The sequence below is a fragment of the Pseudomonas abyssi genome, assembly GCF_002307495.1.
In the GTDB taxonomy this organism is placed as follows: Bacteria; Pseudomonadota; Gammaproteobacteria; order Pseudomonadales; family Pseudomonadaceae; genus Halopseudomonas; species Halopseudomonas abyssi.
In genome coordinates this window covers 112,597-127,772 of sequence record NZ_NTMR01000022.1, presented here as the reverse complement: position 1 = coordinate 127,772, position 15,176 = coordinate 112,597, and the positions used below count along the sequence as shown (strand labels likewise).

General features: G+C 63.1%; 19 protein-coding genes. 4 read left to right on the top strand and 15 right to left on the bottom strand.

Annotation, left to right across the window (positions count from 1 at the left end):
• Window positions 1–219 precede the first annotated feature (219 nt).
• Entirely contained in the window at window positions 220–1,080 is an 861-nt protein-coding gene (locus tag CNQ84_RS16115) for a crotonase/enoyl-CoA hydratase family protein (RefSeq protein WP_096005852.1), read from the top strand.
• A gap of 259 nt (window positions 1,081–1,339) precedes the next feature.
• Entirely contained in the window at window positions 1,340–1,870 is a 531-nt protein-coding gene (gloA, locus tag CNQ84_RS16110; RefSeq protein ID WP_096005851.1) for a lactoylglutathione lyase, read from the top strand.
• 189 nt (window positions 1,871–2,059) lie between these two features.
• On the opposite strand, the gene CNQ84_RS16105 is transcribed toward gloA, so the two are convergent.
• The 12 genes from CNQ84_RS16105 to CNQ84_RS16050 form a co-directional block, all read right to left on the bottom strand.
• Window positions 2,060–2,608 (bottom strand): DUF922 domain-containing protein, encoded by a 549-nt coding sequence (locus CNQ84_RS16105; RefSeq protein WP_096005850.1) that lies wholly within the window; start codon window positions 2,606–2,608, stop codon window positions 2,060–2,062.
• Window positions 2,608–3,045, bottom strand: coding sequence for an acyl-CoA thioesterase (locus CNQ84_RS16100; protein WP_096005849.1), 438 nt, complete (start codon window positions 3,043–3,045; stop codon window positions 2,608–2,610). The genes CNQ84_RS16105 and CNQ84_RS16100 overlap by 1 nt, the downstream gene beginning before the upstream one ends.
• 18 nt (window positions 3,046–3,063) lie before the next feature.
• Window positions 3,064–4,227 carry an iron-containing alcohol dehydrogenase gene (locus tag CNQ84_RS16095; RefSeq protein WP_096005848.1) on the bottom strand — a complete coding sequence of 388 codons (1,164 nt, stop codon included), beginning with the start codon at window positions 4,225–4,227 and terminating at the stop codon, window positions 3,064–3,066.
• Between the two features lie 263 nt (window positions 4,228–4,490).
• Window positions 4,491–5,633, bottom strand: a complete 1,143-nt coding sequence (hemW, locus tag CNQ84_RS16090; protein WP_245841441.1) for a radical SAM family heme chaperone HemW — start codon at window positions 5,631–5,633, stop codon at window positions 4,491–4,493.
• Window positions 5,634–5,725: 92 nt separating this feature from the next.
• Window positions 5,726–6,334 (bottom strand): RdgB/HAM1 family non-canonical purine NTP pyrophosphatase, encoded by a 609-nt coding sequence (gene rdgB / locus CNQ84_RS16085; RefSeq protein WP_165771312.1) that lies wholly within the window; start codon window positions 6,332–6,334, stop codon window positions 5,726–5,728.
• Complete coding sequence (locus CNQ84_RS16080; RefSeq protein ID WP_096005847.1) at window positions 6,324–6,755, bottom strand: DUF4426 domain-containing protein; 432 nt, start codon at window positions 6,753–6,755, stop codon at window positions 6,324–6,326. Before CNQ84_RS16080 ends, rdgB begins: the two co-directional genes overlap by 11 nt.
• Before the next feature lie 22 nt (window positions 6,756–6,777).
• On the bottom strand, window positions 6,778–7,368 hold the full coding sequence (gene metW / locus CNQ84_RS16075; RefSeq protein ID WP_096005860.1) for a methionine biosynthesis protein MetW: 591 nt from the start codon (window positions 7,366–7,368) through the stop codon (window positions 6,778–6,780).
• A gap of 2 nt (window positions 7,369–7,370) precedes the next feature.
• Window positions 7,371–8,513: a homoserine O-succinyltransferase MetX gene (gene metX / locus CNQ84_RS16070; protein WP_096005846.1), complete on the bottom strand. Its 1,143-nt coding sequence runs from the start codon at window positions 8,511–8,513 to the stop codon at window positions 7,371–7,373.
• A 125-nt stretch (window positions 8,514–8,638) separates the two neighbouring features.
• Window positions 8,639–8,929 carry a DUF167 family protein gene (locus CNQ84_RS16065; RefSeq protein WP_096005845.1) on the bottom strand — a complete coding sequence of 97 codons (291 nt, stop codon included), beginning with the start codon at window positions 8,927–8,929 and terminating at the stop codon, window positions 8,639–8,641.
• Window positions 8,930–8,939: 10 nt separating this feature from the next.
• On the bottom strand, window positions 8,940–9,530 hold the full coding sequence (locus tag CNQ84_RS16060; RefSeq protein WP_096005844.1) for a YggT family protein: 591 nt from the start codon (window positions 9,528–9,530) through the stop codon (window positions 8,940–8,942).
• Window positions 9,531–9,539: 9 nt separating this feature from the next.
• Complete coding sequence (gene proC / locus CNQ84_RS16055) at window positions 9,540–10,358, bottom strand: pyrroline-5-carboxylate reductase (protein WP_096005843.1); 819 nt, start codon at window positions 10,356–10,358, stop codon at window positions 9,540–9,542.
• Between the two features lie 29 nt (window positions 10,359–10,387).
• The gene (locus CNQ84_RS16050; protein ID WP_096005842.1) at window positions 10,388–11,068 is read right to left on the bottom strand and encodes a YggS family pyridoxal phosphate-dependent enzyme; all 681 of its coding nucleotides are present in this window, start codon (window positions 11,066–11,068) and stop codon (window positions 10,388–10,390) included.
• 78 nt (window positions 11,069–11,146) lie between these two features.
• On the opposite strand from CNQ84_RS16050, the gene CNQ84_RS16045 reads away from it, so the two are divergent.
• Together CNQ84_RS16045 and CNQ84_RS16040 are read left to right on the top strand one after the other, a co-directional pair.
• The gene (locus tag CNQ84_RS16045; protein WP_096005841.1) at window positions 11,147–12,181 is read left to right on the top strand and encodes a type IV pilus twitching motility protein PilT; all 1,035 of its coding nucleotides are present in this window, start codon (window positions 11,147–11,149) and stop codon (window positions 12,179–12,181) included.
• Between the two features lie 61 nt (window positions 12,182–12,242).
• Window positions 12,243–13,394 (top strand): PilT/PilU family type 4a pilus ATPase, encoded by a 1,152-nt coding sequence (locus tag CNQ84_RS16040; protein ID WP_096005840.1) that lies wholly within the window; start codon window positions 12,243–12,245, stop codon window positions 13,392–13,394.
• Between the two features lie 30 nt (window positions 13,395–13,424).
• Here the strand turns inward: CNQ84_RS16040 and siaD are convergent, their stop codons facing one another.
• The 3 genes from siaD to siaB are packed head-to-tail and all read right to left on the bottom strand — an operon-like array spanning window position 13,425 to window position 15,165.
• On the bottom strand, window positions 13,425–14,216 hold the full coding sequence (siaD, locus tag CNQ84_RS16035; protein ID WP_096005839.1) for a biofilm regulation diguanylate cyclase SiaD: 792 nt from the start codon (window positions 14,214–14,216) through the stop codon (window positions 13,425–13,427).
• 7 nt (window positions 14,217–14,223) lie between these two features.
• Window positions 14,224–14,601 (bottom strand): biofilm regulation phosphoprotein SiaC, encoded by a 378-nt coding sequence (gene siaC, locus CNQ84_RS16030; protein ID WP_096005838.1) that lies wholly within the window; start codon window positions 14,599–14,601, stop codon window positions 14,224–14,226.
• A 21-nt stretch (window positions 14,602–14,622) separates the two neighbouring features.
• Entirely contained in the window at window positions 14,623–15,165 is a 543-nt protein-coding gene (siaB, locus tag CNQ84_RS16025) for a biofilm regulation protein kinase SiaB (RefSeq protein WP_096005837.1), read from the bottom strand.
• Window positions 15,166–15,176: the final 11 nt, after the last annotated feature.

Sequence of the window (15,176 nt, the reverse complement as noted above, 5' to 3'; positions counted from 1 at the left end):
GACGGGGCCGACAGCGCAGTCAGCAAAGTTCAATCCGCACGATCGTGCGGATTAATGTTGGGGTTGATCGGCGGAGGGCTGAATCCTCACGCTCATGAGGTTTTCTGCTACCTGCCATCCACCCCACCAATACCCTCACATACGCCACGGTAACTCAACTGGTTACCGTGACTGGCGGGTTCTACACTGGGCGGCATTTGAACAGACAGGAAGAACCCCATGACTTATGAGACCCTCGATTACCAGGTGGAGGACGGTGTCCTCACGCTGACGCTGAACCGTCCTGAGCGCATGAATGCCTTTAACGGCCTGATGCGTCGTGAGCTGATTGCGGCCTTTGATGCGGCCGATGCCGATGATGCGGTGCGTGTGGTGATCATGACCGGTGCGGGCCGTGCCTTCTGCGCCGGTGCGGATCTGGAGAAGGGCGGTGATACCTTCAACCGTCACAAGCGTCAGGATCAGCCCGAGGGTGATGACCTGCGTGATGGCGGCGGTACTGTCTCGCTGCGTATCTACGAGTGCACCAAGCCGGTCATCGTTGCCTTTAACGGCGCGGCTGTCGGTGTGGGCGTGACCATGAGCCTGCCTGCTGACATTCGCATGGCCTCGACCAACGCCAAGTTCGGTTTCGTGTTTGCCCGTCGTGGCATCACCATGGAAGCCTGCTCCAGCTGGTTCCTGCCGCGCCTCGTTGGCCCGATGCAGGCGGCCGAGTGGGTCTACACCGGCCGTGTCTTCAGCGCCGAAGAAGCGCTCAAGGGCGGTCTGCTACGCAGCGTCCACGAGCCTGATGAACTGCTGCCGGCGGCGCGTGAGCTGGCCCGTGAGATTGCCGACAATACCTCGGCCATGTCCGCCGCGCTGAACCGTCAGCTGTTGTGGCGCATGATGGCGGCGGATCACCCGATGGAAGCGCATATCATCGACTCGCGCGCGATTGCCTTTATGGGTGAGTCCGAAGATGCGAAAGAGGGCGTCAGCTCCTTCCTGGAGAAGCGCGCGCCGCAGTTCAAGTTGCGTCCGAGCACGGACAAGCCGGCGTTTTTCCCATGGTGGGAAGAGCGCAAGTTCCGCTGAGAAGCTGGCTGCGTTGGCATTATTGCGTTAAAACCGCTCGAAGCCTGCTCATTTACTATTCGTAAAGTCGAGCGCGACTCCGAGCGACCTTCTCCCGGTTTTGCCTTGTACTGCCGGCCTCGCCGACGCTTCTCATTATTTGCGAGAGCAGAAGCGTCGGTTGGCGCGCTGCTGACTGAATCCGACGCCCGCGCACGTTCTGTGTGCGGGCGTTTCAGTGTTAGGCTTTGGCCTTTTCTACCCAATGGGAGCTGTTGCCATGAGTCGTCACTTTGAATCCGCCCCGGGCCTGTGCGAGAGCCGCGATCCGGCTACCGAGGGGTTTGTCTTCAACCAGACCATGCTGCGCATCAAGAACCCTGAGCCGACGCTGGATTTCTATACCCGCGTGATGGGCATGACGCTGGTGAAGAAGCTGGATTTTCCGGCGGGCAAGTTCAGCCTGTATTTTCTGGCCGCCGTCGACAGTAACGCGCTGGACACCTGGTCAGATGATCCGGTCGAGCGCACCCACCAGACCTTCGGCCGTCCGGCCATGCTGGAGCTGACCCACAACTGGGGCACTGAAGACGATCCGGAGTTCAGCTATCACAACGGTAACGAAGAGCCGCGCGGTTTCGGCCATATCGGCTTTGCCGTGCCTGATCTGGAAGCGGCCTGCGCGCGTTTCGAGGAGCTGGGTGTGTCCTTCGTCAAGCGTCCGCAGGACGGCAAGATGCACAACATCGCCTTTATCCGTGACCCGGATGGTTACTGGATCGAAATTTTTGCGCCGGGCGGCATGGCGTAATAGCGCGGTTTGCGCTTGACGCTGGTCGAGCGGGAGCTCGACCAGCCCGGCTTCTGGACCCTGTTGTAGGGTGGGCAAGCGCGCAGCGTTGCCCACCAATCGGCGGTACGACCCGCTGTGCCGAGCGAGGGCGGCCGGTGGAGAAGCCGTTGGCGTTCTCCACCCTACAGGTGGTGCAGTGCTGCTTTCTTACGGGAAGTGCGCGCCGTCCAGCGTGCCCTGCTGGGTGCGTTTGTCGTATTCGCGGTCGTCTGCTGCAAGTTGTTCCTGCAGGCGGCGGCCGGTGGCGTTGGCGCTGGCCTGCAACTGTTCGCAGGAGCTGGCCGGTGGCAGGGCCATGATCGCCCGTTCTATTTCTCTGGCGCTGTTCAGTGCCAGCTCTACGTGCCCTTCCTGATGGGCCTGCAGCGCGAGCAAGTAAGCGTCCCATTGTTGCTGCACGCTGGCCGGGCGCTGCCGGTCGGGTAGCAGGCGCGGCTGGTGCAGGGTCACACTCACCTCGGTACGTACCTCGGTGATGCGGCACTGGCCCGGCGTGGACTCCCAGTTGAAGTGCCATTCAACCCGGTTGGCGCTGTGTTGCCGGTGGCGGTTCAGGCTGGCGCGAATGGTGTCGACGGTGGCGCCGCTGACATCAAAGCTCTCCACGCGGTTCTGCAGCCGTGGTTCGGCGCTGACCGGGCCTGTCGCCAGCAGCAGTGGACCGAGCAATAACGGCAATAGCCACCGGCGGTGCATCAGATCGGGTCCATCAGCCGCTCAAGGGCGGCGCGGCAGCGGTTGGGGATGGGGAAGGCGGTGTTGCTGGTGCGGTCGACAAATACATGGACGAAACGGCCCGCCGCGCAGGCCTCGTCACGGCCCTGCTTGAACACCGCGAGTTCGTAATGCACCGAGCTGCTGCCCAGGCGCGCCACCTTGACGCCGATTTCGATGGCGTCAGGGAAGGCGATGGGCGCGAAATAGTCGCAGTTGGAGCTGACCACAAAGGCGACCTGGTCGCCCTCGTGGATGTCCAGCCCGCCTTCGGCGATCAGCCAGCTGTTCACCGCGCTGTCGAAGTAGCTGTAGTAGGTCACGTTGTTGACGTGGCCGTAGATGTCGTTGTCGTGCCAGCGGGTGGTGATGGCGTGCAGGTAGGGGTAATCGCTGCGGGTGGGCTTGCTTGTACTCATGATTGCTCCGCTTGCGGCTCAGTAGGCCAGGTTGTAGATGGCGAGCGCGTCCGCTTCGGTGACCTCGCGCGGGTTGTTGACCAGCAGACGCTGCTGCAGCATGGCGTCCTTGGCCAGCATCTCCAGCTTGTCCTTCGGCACACCGGCATCGCGCAGACGGCTCGGCAGACCGCAGCGTGGGCTGAGCTCGCTCAGGGCGCGCACCAGTTGTTCGGTCAGGCTGTCGGCATCACCGGGTACCAGGCCACGGCCGACGATCAGCGGAGCCAGCTCGGCGTACAGCGGCGCGGCGGCCGGCGCGTTGAATTCGATAACGGTTGGCAGCACCAGTGCGTTCGACAGGCCGTGCGGGATATGGAAGTGGCCGCCGAGCGGGTAGGCCAGTGCGTGGACCGCAGCGACCGGGGCGTTGGCGAAGGCCTGGCCGGCGAGCAGCGCACCGAGCAGCATGGCCTGGCGGGCCTCGCGGTTCTGGCCGTCCTGCACCACCGCATCCAGGTTGCCGGCTAGCAGGCGCAGGGCCTCACGGGCGAGCATGTCGGACAGCGGGTTCTTCTTCAGTTTGCTGGTGTAGGCCTCAATGGCGTGCACCATGGCGTCGATGCCGGTCGCGGCGGTGACGTGGGCGGGCAGACCCAAGGTCAGGTCGGCGTCCAGCAGGGCCAGATCGGGCAGCAGGATGGGGGAGACGACGCCCATCTTGGTGGTGGCGCCGGTGGTAATGATGGCGATCTGGGTGACTTCCGAGCCGGTACCGGCGGTGGTCGGCACCTGAATCAGCGGCAGGCGCTGGCCGCGGGCATTGCCGACGCCGTAGATGTCCTGCAGGGTCTGCGTGCAGTTTGGGTGCGCCAGCAGGGCGACCAGCTTGGCCACGTCCATCGAGCTGCCGCCGCCAAAGCCGATGATCAGCTCGGCCTGCATGGATTTGGCTTGCTCGACGGCTGCCAGCACCACGGACTCCGGCGGGTCTGCTTCGACCTGGTCAAACACTTCGGCGGCCACCTGCGCTTTGGCCAAGGCCGGCAGTACGCTGTCGAGCAGGCCGATCCTGGTGATGCCCGGGTCGGTGACGACCAGTACGCGGTGGGCATCACGCAGCTTGCACAGATCGCCAAGTTGGGCGGCAGAGCCGGATTCGCAGAGGATTTGCGCGGTGGTGGCAAAGCTGAAGGGATTCATCGGGCCTCCGGGTTGGGTGTGGTTCGATCTGCTGCGCGCCCTGTGGGCCGCGGCTGTTGTTGTGCGGTCGTCGCCGGTTGCTCACCGGCTGGCGAGATCGAAATCAGTGTCCAGACTGAGTCAATTCTCCTGACTGAGCGGCCATGCAGCAAGGGCTATTGATGTTACCGATGGTAATTTACCGTGCGGCGGGGCGAGAGGAGCGGGCTCCGGCTCGACCATGCAAGCTGCTGCAGCCCCGTGGCCGAGTTGGAAATAGCGGCCTAGAGAAACATTTCCAGCAGGTCGTTGAGAAACAGGCGACCACGTTCGGTTGGGCGCAGTTGCTGTTGCCAGGGTTCGAGCAGGCCTTTGGCCTCGGCCTGGTTCAGGGTGTCGGCGATCCGTTCCAGTGACTGGCCGGTGCGCTCGCCGTACCAGGCGCTGGGCACGCCATCGACCAGTCGCAGAGCGTTCATCAGAAAATCGAAGGGCAGCTCGTCGGCGTCCAGCGTCTTGCTGCCAGCCAGATAGGCTTTCTCCGGGGTCAGGTAGTCCTTGGGCAGGCGGGTCTTCCAGTAGCGCTGTATGGCGCCGTTGGCGTCGGTCAGCTTGCCGTGGGCGCCAGCGCCCAGACCCAGAAAGTCGCCGTACTGCCAGTAGTTGAGGTTGTGGCGGGCGCGGCGGCGGTCACGGGCATAGGCCGAAATCTCGTACTGGGCGTAGCCGCCGGCAGCCAGGCGCTGCAGCCCGGCTTCCTGAATCGACCAGAGAATGTCTTCCTCGGGCAGCGTGGGCGGGCGCGAGTAGAACACGGTGTTGGGTTCCAGCGTCAGCTGATACCAGGACAGATGCTCGGGCGCGAGCGCCATCGCCTGGTCAATGTCGGCCATGGCCTGGGCGTGGTCCTGATTCGGCAGGCCGTGCATCAGGTCGAGGTTGAGGTTGTCGAAGCCGGCGCGCCGCGCCATCTCGACCGCGCCGAGGGCTTCGCGGTCGTCATGGATGCGGCCCAGCGCCTTCAGGTGCTCGGCATTGAAGCTCTGGATGCCGATCGACAGGCGGTTGATGCCGGCCAGCCGATAGTCACGAAATTTGGCCTGCTCAAAGGTGCCGGGGTTGGCTTCGAGGGTGATTTCGATGTCGTCTGCGAACGGCACGCGCTGATTCAGCGCCTGCAGCAAGCGATCCAGCGCGGCGGCCGAGAACAGGCTCGGCGTACCGCCGCCGAAGAAAATCGACGTCAGCGGCCGGATGGGCAGGCCGCCGAGCAAGCGCAGGTCCTGCTCCAGATCCTCGATCAGAGCGTCAACGTACTCGGTCTCGGGCAGGGCATCGTGACTGGTGTGCGAATTGAAATCGCAGTAGAGGCATTTTTTGACGCACCAGGGGATGTGGATGTAGGCCGCCAGGGGCGGCGGCTGCAAGCCATAAGACGGGGGCGTTGCCCCCTCAAGCTGCAAGCGGTCCGTGCTGGCGTTTGGGTTTGCTTGCCGCTTGCCGCTTGTCGCTTGTGGCTTCACAGGCCCAGCCTGGCTTTTAGTAGGGCCATGGCGCGGGCGCGGTGACTCAGCTGGTTCTTCTCTTGCGGGCTGAGTTGGGCGCTGGAGCAGTCGCGCTCCGGCACCCAGAACAGCGGATCGTAGCCAAAGCCGTGCTCGCCGCTGGCGGCGTGCAGGATGCGCCCTTCCCAGGCGCCTTCGCAGATCAGCGGGATCGGGTCTTCGGCGTGGCGCAGCAGCGCTAGTGCGCAGATGAACTGGGCGCCGCGCTCGGTGTCCGGTACGTCCTTCAGCGCTTCAAGCAGCTTGGCGTTGTTGGCGGCGTCGCCGCCACCGCCTGCGTAGCGGGCAGAGTAGATGCCGGGCGCGCCGCCGAGGGCATCGACCGCGAGACCGGAGTCGTCGGCTAGGGCGGGCAGGCCCGAGGCGCGGGCGGCGTGACGCGCCTTGATCAGCGCGTTTTCGACGAAGGTCAGCCCGGTTTCCTCGGCTTCGATATCGGTGAAGTCGCTTTGCGGGCGGACTTTGATGCTGTTGCCCAGCATGGCTTGCAGCTCAGCGAGCTTGCCCTTGTTGTTGCTGGCGAGCACTAACTCACTGAAGGGCAGGGTGGCATTACTGGTCATCGGGGAAGAATTCCTGCTGAAAGCTCAGACTGTGCACCATGCTGCCCTCGGCGGACTGAATGTCGACCTTGAACAGCAGCACGCCGCGTTGGGTGGCGGTGTAGTTGGCGACAAAGTAGATGGCGTCGCCCTCCTGAATGCGCTTGAAGTCGAGCGCGACCGGTTGGCCGATCAGGCTGCGCACTTCGCCCTTGAGGATGGCATCCACGGCGCTGCCATCGGGGCGCTGCACGGCGACGTTGAGCACGCCGTGGGTCGGGCCGCGCTTGAGACCGGCATTGGCGGCGATCTCGGGCTGCAGCATGGTGCTGTTGAACACGTTGTGATAGACCACCAGATCCCCGAAACGGGTAGGCTCGGGGCCGGCGAACACGTTGAGGCTGAGCAGCATCAGGCTCAGCAGACAGAAACGACGAAACATGGCAGTTCTCCTCGAAAGTGGACTAGCGACTGACCCGGTAGATGGCCACCTCACCCAGCAGGTTGGGCCACAGGCCGCTGAACCAGCTGCTCTGGTGGGTCTGGTCAACCACCAGACGGTCCAGCACTTTGATGCCGCGCTCGCGGCACAGCTGTTCGAAGTCCTTGAAGGTACAGAAATGGATGTTCGGGGTGTTGTACCAAGTGTAGGGCATGAACTCGGACACCGGCATGCGGCCCTTGGTGCCCAGATACCAGCGGCAGCGCCAGTGGGCAAAGTTGGGGAAGGTGAGGATGCCTTCGTGACCGATGCGCAGCATGTCTTCCAGTACCCGGTCGGGGTAATGCATGGCCTGCAGCGACTGGGTCATGACCACGGTGTCGAAGCTGTTGTCCTCGAAATTGTCGAGGCTCTCGTCCAGGTTCTGCTCCATCACGTTGACGCCGTGACGGATACAGCTGCTGATCTTGTCCGGGTCGATTTCTAGGCCGTAGCCCTGCACGTCCTTGTGGTCGCGCAGGTGACGCAGCAACTGGCCCTCGCCGCAGCCCAGATCGAGTACGCGGCTGCCGGGGCGAATCCATTGCTGGATGATCTCAAGGTCGGCGCGCAGGCTCATTGGCTCACCTCGATGCGGTTCATGTAGCCACTCAGGGCCTCGATGTAACGGGGGATTGGCAGCAGGAAGGCGTCGTGGCCCTGCGCGGCTTCGATCTCCAGATAGCTGACGTCCTTGCGGGCGGCCAGCAGGCCGTCCACCAGCTCGCGCGAGCGTTCGGGCGAGAAGCGCCAGTCGGTGGTAAACGACATCACCAGGCAGCGTGCCTTGATGCCTGCCAGCGTGCGGGCCAGATCGCCGCCATGGGCGCCAGCGGGGTCGAAGTAATCCAGCGCCTTGGTCATCAGCAGATAGGTGTTGGCGTCAAACCGGCCGGAGAACTCCTGGCCCTGATAGCGCAGGTAGCTCTCGACCTCGAACTCCACACTGGTGAGGTCGTAGTTGAGCTGATCGGAGCGCAGGTCGCGGCCAAACTTGGCGCCCATCGAGTCGTCCGACAGGTAGGTAATGTGGCCGACCATGCGCGCCAGCATCAGGCCGCGCTTGGGGATCACGCCAAAGGCGGCGTAATCGCCATTGTGAAAGTCCGGGTCGGTGATGATGGCCTGACGGGCGACCTCGTTGAAGGCGATGTTCTGTGCCGACAGCTTGGGCGCAGTGGCAATGGCGACGCAATGGCGGATGCGCTCCGGATAGCTGATCGCCCACTGCAGTGCCTGCATGCCGCCCAGGCTGCCGCCGACAACCGCCGCCCATTGCTGGACGCCGAGTACGTCGGCCAGTCGCGCCTGGCTGTGTACCCAGTCCTCGACGGTCAGTACCGGGAAGCTGGCGCCATAGCTCTTGCCGGTCGCCGGGTCGATGCTGGAGGGGCCGGTCGAGCCGTGGCAGCCACCCAGGTTGTTCAGGCTGACCACAAAAAAGCGGTTGGTATCGATCGCCTTGCCGGGGCCGATGCAGTTATCCCACCAGCCGGGCTTGCGTTCATCGATGCTGTGATAGCCGGCGGCGTGGTGGTGCCCGGACAGGGCGTGACAGATCAGTACCGCGTTGCTGGCGCTGGCGTTCAGTTCACCGTAGGTCTCGTAGACCAGTTCGTAACGCGGCAACTGCTTGCCACAGGCCAGTGATAGCGGCTCGGTAAAGGTGTGGCGCTGGGGGGTGACCAGGCCGACGGAATCGGCAGGTAGTCTGGACATCGGTAACCTGTTCCTGTGTCGCTTGGCCAGACTTCGCGGGGGAGGGCGCTCCCGGGTACCGCAGGCAGGCGAAGGGCCAATAATAGAGGCGCCAGTCTAAATAGCGCGTGGTTGCGGCGCAATATTCAGCGCCGTTGGATGCCCAGCTCGGCCGGCAGTTGCCGGGGGGTCTGGATGCGCAGCCGTTTTTGCCGGCTGCTCTGGCCACTGAGCAGGCTGACCTGCTGGCGGCTCACCGCGAAGGCATCGGCGAGAAAGCGGATCAGCGCATCGTTGGCCTTGCCGTCGACCGGCGGTGCGCTGATGCGAATCTTCAGCCGCTCACCGTGCTGGCCGGCAAACTCGGCGCGCTTGGCGCCGGGTTGCAGGTGGCAGTCGAGTAGCAGGTCGTCGTCCTGCCAGTGGTAGAAGCTCATGCGCAGCCGCTTACAGCGCCAGCGTCAGGCCTCCGGGCATGCCCGCCGCCGCGGCCAGATTGGCGATCACCAGCATGTCGAACAGCCGAATGGCAATAAAGGCAAAGATCGGCGACAGGTCAAGGCCGCCCAGGGCCGGCAGGATCTTGCGAATCGGCGCAAGAATCGGCTCGCACAGCTGGTTGATCAGAATGACCGCCGGGTTGTAACTGCCCTGGGCAACCCAGGACAGGATCACGCTGATGATCAGCGCAAAGAAGAAGATCTTTACGAACAGCGCCAGGACACCGATTGCCGCCCAGCCCACCAGCAGCAGGATATTGGGCAGTGCATAGCCCATCAGCAGAATGATCAGGATCAGCATCACCAGCTGAATGGCAATGCCCAGCGCCAGCGAGGCAAAGTCCAGTCCGCCGTAACCGGGGATGATCCGGCGCAGCGGCATTAGCAACGGCTTGGTAGCGCGCACGATGAATTGCGACAGCGGGTTGTAGAAGTCTGCGCGCACCAGCTGCAGCAGAAAGCGCAGCAGCACGATCAGCAGGTAAAGGCTGCCGAGGGTCTGGATCAGATAGATAGCGGCCGTGTTCAGGCTGTTCATGCGGGTTCCTCAGGCAAGCTCGCGGGACATTTCGGCGGCGCGGTCGGCACAGGCCTGCATGGCGTCGTCGACCATCTTCGGCAGGCCCTGGCTACGGAAGGTTTCAATCGCCCGTTCGGTCGTGCCGTTGGGCGAGCAGACGCGGCGGCGCAGCTCGGCCACGTCGACATCGCTGTGCACCGCCATGTCGGCAGCGCCCAGGCCGGTGAACAGCGCCAGGCGTTCGGCGGTGTCACGCGGTAGGCCGAGTTTTTCACCCGCGTCGATCATGGCTTCCATCAGATAGAAGAAGTAGGCCGGCCCGCTGCCGGAGACCGCCGTGACGGCGTCGATCAGCTTTTCCTCATCCAGCCACACGCTGATGCCGACGGCATTGAGGATGGACTCGGCCTGCTCCCGCTGGGTCTCGCTGACCGCCGGCGTGGCGTACAGGCCACTGACGCCCTGGCCGCGCAGCGACGGCGTGTTGGGCATGCAGCGTACGATCGCGGTGCCGGCGCCGAGCCAGCTTTCAAGGCTGTCGCAGCTGATGCCGGCGGCAATCGAGATGATCAGCTGGCCTGGCTTGCGCTCACGCGGCAGAGCGCGGCAGACGTCCTGCATGACCTGCGGCTTGACCGCCAACAGCAGCACGTCGCACTCGGCGGCCAGGACGGCATTGTCGGTGCTGGTGCGAATCTGAAACTGGCGCTCCAGCGCAGCGCACTGTTCGGGCTTGCTGTCGCTGGCGATCACGTTCGCCGGTTTGACGTTCTTCTGCAGCATGCCGCCGATCAGGCTGGTGGCCATGTTGCCGGCGCCGATGAATCCGATTACGGGTGCAGTCATGAAAACCTCGCTGCGCGTGCGGTTTAGGGTTAGGGGTACTGGCGCTGCCCGAACAGGGCGGTGCCGATACGCACGATGGTGGCGCCTTCCTGCACCGCTTCGGTCAGGTCGTCGCTCATGCCCATCGACAGTGTGTCCAGCGGCAGTGACAGCTGTGTGGCGGCTTCGCGCAGTGCGGCCAGCGGGACGCGCCGCTGCTCGCTGCTGTCGGCCGGTGCCGGAATCGCCATCAGCCCACGCAGTCGCAGACGGGGCAGGGCGGCAACGGCCTCGGCCAGCGCCGGCAGCTCGGCCAGCGTCACGCCGGACTTGCTGTCTTCGCCACTGATGTTGACCTGCAGACAGATGTTGAGTGCCGGCAGCGCTTCGGGGCGCTGGTCGGACAGGCGCTGGGCGATCTTCAGTCGATCCACGCTGTGCACCCAGTCAAAGTGCTCGGCGATGGCGCGGGTCTTGTTGGACTGGATCGGGCCGATAAAATGCCACTGCAGTGGCAGGTCCTGCAGCTCGGCCATCTTGTCGAGGGCCTCCTGCAGGTAGTTCTCGCCGACATCACGCTGGCCGGCTGCCCAGGCTTCGCGGATGTCGCCGGCTGGTCGGGTCTTGCTGACGGCCAGCAGGGTAATGGCGGCTGGATCGCGCCCGGCGACCTCGGCAGCCCGCTTAATACGTTCACGAACGTTTGCAATATTCTCTGCTATCGTGGACATTACGGACGTTAATACCTTGCCAATGGAATAAGACACTGTCCGCATTCTACATGCTTGCCGGACGTTATGGGGAACCCTATGGATATTACCGAGCTGTTAGCCTTCAGCGCCAAACAGGGCGCGTCGGACTTGCACCTGTCGGCAGGATTGCCGCCCATGATTCGCGTCGATGGCGACGTGCGTCGCATCAACGTGCCGGCCATGGAACACAAACAGGTTCATGCGCTGATCTACGACATCATGAACGACAAGCAGCGCAAGGACTTTGAAGAGTTTCTGGAAACCGACTTTTCCTTTGAAGTGCCTGGCGTAGCGCGCTTCCGGGTCAACGCGTTCAACCAGAATCGCGGCGCTGGTGCGGTGTTCCGGACCATCCCTTCCAAAGTGCTCACTATGGAAGACCTGGGCATGGGCGATGTGTTCAAGAAAATTTCTGACAACCCGCGCGGCCTGGTGCTGGTGACCGGGCCGACGGGCTCGGGTAAGTCGACCAGCCTGGCGGCCATGGTGGATTACCTCAACAGCACCAAGTACCAGCACATTCTGACCATCGAGGATCCGATCGAATTCGTTCACGAGTCGAAGAAGTGTCTGGTCAACCAGCGTGAAGTACACCGCGACACCCTCGGCTTTGCCGAAGCCCTGCGCTCGGCGCTGCGGGAAGACCCGGACATCATCCTGGTGGGTGAGATGCGTGACCTGGAAACCATTCGTCTGGCGCTGACGGCCGCCGAAACCGGTCACCTGGTGTTCGGCACCCTGCACACCACCTCTGCCGCCAAGACCATCGACCGTATTGTCGACGTCTTCCCGGGCGAGGAGAAGGCGATGGTGCGTTCGATGCTGTCGGAGTCTCTGCAGGCGGTTATTTCCCAGACGCTGCTGAAGAAGATCGGCGGCGGTCGGGTCGCGGCCCACGAGATCATGATCGGCACCCCGGCCATCCGCAACCTGATTCGTGAAGACAAGATTGCGCAGATGTATTCGGCCATTCAGACCGGCGGCAACATTGGTATGCAGACCCTCGACATGTGTCTGAAAGGTCTGGTCGCCAAGGGCCTGGTTACCAAGGAAAGCGCCCGCGAAAAGGCCAAGGCAGTCGACGGCTTCTAACCGGGCTGGTAGTTATGGCAGGCGCTGAGCTGCCTGCCGCAAAGGACAAAAGAGGCAGAGCATGGAGTTTGAAAAGCTGTTGCGGTTGATGGTCGAGAAGGGCGCCTCCGACCTGTTCATTACCGCCGGTGTCCCGCCGAGCATGAAGGTTCACGGCAAGATCCTGCCGGTTACCAAAACCCCCCTTTCACCGGAACAGACCCGCGAGACCGTGCTGGGTGTGATGACCGAAGCCCAGCGTCGCGAGTTTGCCGAGAACCGCGAGTGCAACTTTGCGATCAGCGCGCGCGGTATTGGCCGCTTCCGGGTCAGTGCGTTCTACCAGCGCAACCTGGTAGGCATGGTGTTGCGGCGCATCGAGATCAACATCCCGACCATGGAAGAGCTGCGTCTGCCTGACATCCTCAAGCAGCTGGCGATGACCAAGCGCGGGCTGGTGATCTTTGTCGGCGCGACCGGTACCGGTAAGTCGACCTCCCTGGCCTCGATGATCGGCTATCGCAACAAGCACTCCAGCGGCCATATCATCTCCATCGAAGACCCGATCGAATTTATCCACCAGCACCAGAACTGCATCGTGACCCAGCGGGAGGTGGGTATCGATACCGATTCGTTCGAAGTGGCGCTGAAGAACACCCTGCGTCAGGCGCCGGACGTGATTCTGATTGGCGAGGTGCGGACCAAGGAGACCATGGATCACGCGGTAGCCTTTGCCGAAACCGGGCACCTGTGTCTGGCCACGCTGCACGCCAACAACGCCAACCAGGCGCTGGACCGCATCATCCACTTCTTCCCCAACGAGATGCACCAGCAGGTCTGGATGGACCTGTCGCTGAACCTCAAGGCCATCGTCGCGCAGCAGCTGATTCCGACGCCGGACGGCAAGGGACGGCGCGCTGCTATCGAGGTCATGCTCAACACCCCGCTGGCGGCTGACATGATCCGCAAGGGCGAGGTGCATGAGCTCAAGCCGCTGATGGCGCGTTCCAACGAAGTGGGGATGCAGACCTTCGACCAGGCACTGTACAAGCTCTACAGCTCGGGCGAGATCACCTACGAGGATGCGCTGGCCCATGCCGACTCGGCCAACGACCTGCGCTTGATGATCAAGCTGGGTTCGGAGACCGATGGCAAGCACCTGATGCAAAGCCAGCAGGAAGGGTTCTCGCTGGAAGAAGAAGAGGACGTTGCCCTGCGCAATCGCCGTCTGTGATTGACCTGCCGCCGTCGTTTGACGGCGGCGTCAGTCGCTAGCGGTGCTCAGCTGGTTGCGGCCACCGCGTTTGGCGACCAGCAGGGCGTGATCGGCACGGCTGATGGTGTCGGAGTAGCTCGACTCTTGGCGGTGTTCGGCGACGCCGATGCTCACGGTCATGCAGACCGACTCATCCTGCACGCGAATGGTCAGGCGCTCGACCGCGTTGCGTACACGCTCCATGACCAGCGTGGCAGCCTGATCACCGGTCTCCGGCAGCAGAATCAGGAACTCCTCCCCACCCCAGCGGCCGCACAGGTCGTTTTCGCGGATTTCTGCATCCAGCACCCGTGCTATCTCAATCAGCGCACCATCGCCGACTTCGTGGCCGTAGCGGTCGTTGATATTCTTGAAATGGTCAACATCCAGCATGGCAATGCTGAAGGGGCGCTGATAGCGGACAAAGCGCTCCACTTCCTTCTTCAGCTTTTCCACCAGCAGCCGGCGATTGGCCAGGCCGGTCAGGGCGTCGTGGGTCGAGGCTTCGCGCAGGGCCTCGTTGAGGTCGCGCATCATGTTCTGGTAGCGGTCGGAGATGCGCGCAACCTTCTCCAGTTGGCGCAGCTGCTTGTTCAGGCGCTCGGTCAGCGACTGCTCACGTTGCTTGGCCAGACTCTGAAAGCCATCGGAAATGTGGCTGATGCGGTCGATACGCCGGGCCAGGTCCTGATGCGCCGTCCACAGCTCTCGCAGCGGCGCCGACAGCGGGCTGTCGTCGTGCTCGCCGCTGTCCAGCAGCGCCTGGATCTGAACTTCCAGGGCCTCTTTCGACGCTTTCATGGGCGCCTCAGTTGTGGCTGATGATGTTGAAGGTGAAGGAGCAGTCTTCCTTGAACTCTTCCGCCAGCTCGGCCACGCGCTCGTTCTGCGGGTCGTAGTACCAGTTGACCTGTACCTGCGCGCCATCTTGGTGCGCGGCTTCAAGCAGGTCGAATACGTCCATCATGGCCTTGACGCTGCTGGTATTCAAATACAGCAGGCGCAGTTCCAGGCTGAGCGGTTTGCCGCCTTCGCTAAGGTAGCCCTCGATCCACTCGAAGACCTGCTGGAACATGTCAAAGGAGTTTTCCGGGTAGGAATCGCCGGCCATGAACAGTTGGCCGGCTGCCCAGTCACTGCGGACTTCCGGAGTGGACTGGGAACTGGGAATACTGAAGTCGTTCATTATCTGGTGCTCTCGATTCGATCAGATCACGGCGCGCAGGCTGAAAAAGCTGCGACCGTCGGCGGCAGGCTGCAGTGAGGCCTGCAGCGGCGCACTGGATTTACGGGCGATGTCGATCAGCCCGAGACCGGCGCCGGAGGCGCGCTCGGCGTCACGCGGGCGGCGCAGTTGTTCCTTGTAGGCTGCCTTCAGGCCGGCTTTGTCGAGCTGTGCAAGTTGGCCAATGGCGGCCACCAGGCTGTCGCCGTCGCCGCTTTCGATCAGGTTGCCGGCGGAGACCACGTAGCGGTTCTCCTCGTTGCGCGAGACCACCACGGTGGCGCCGGCTTCCTGCTCGTTCCAGCCCTTGGAGCGGGTGTAGTGGCTGATGTTCTGGGTCATCTCGATGTAGACCGCAAATACGTCCATGGCCGCGCTGGGGTGGGCGTGGTCGGCAGCCAGGTAGTTACGCAGCGCATTGCCGATCTCTTCGATCAGGCTGCGCGAAATCGGCCCGTTAAAGCACAGCATGATCTGCTGGCTGTTGAAACGTTCGCGCATGGCGAATAGGTCGATGTTGTCCATTACGGCTCCTG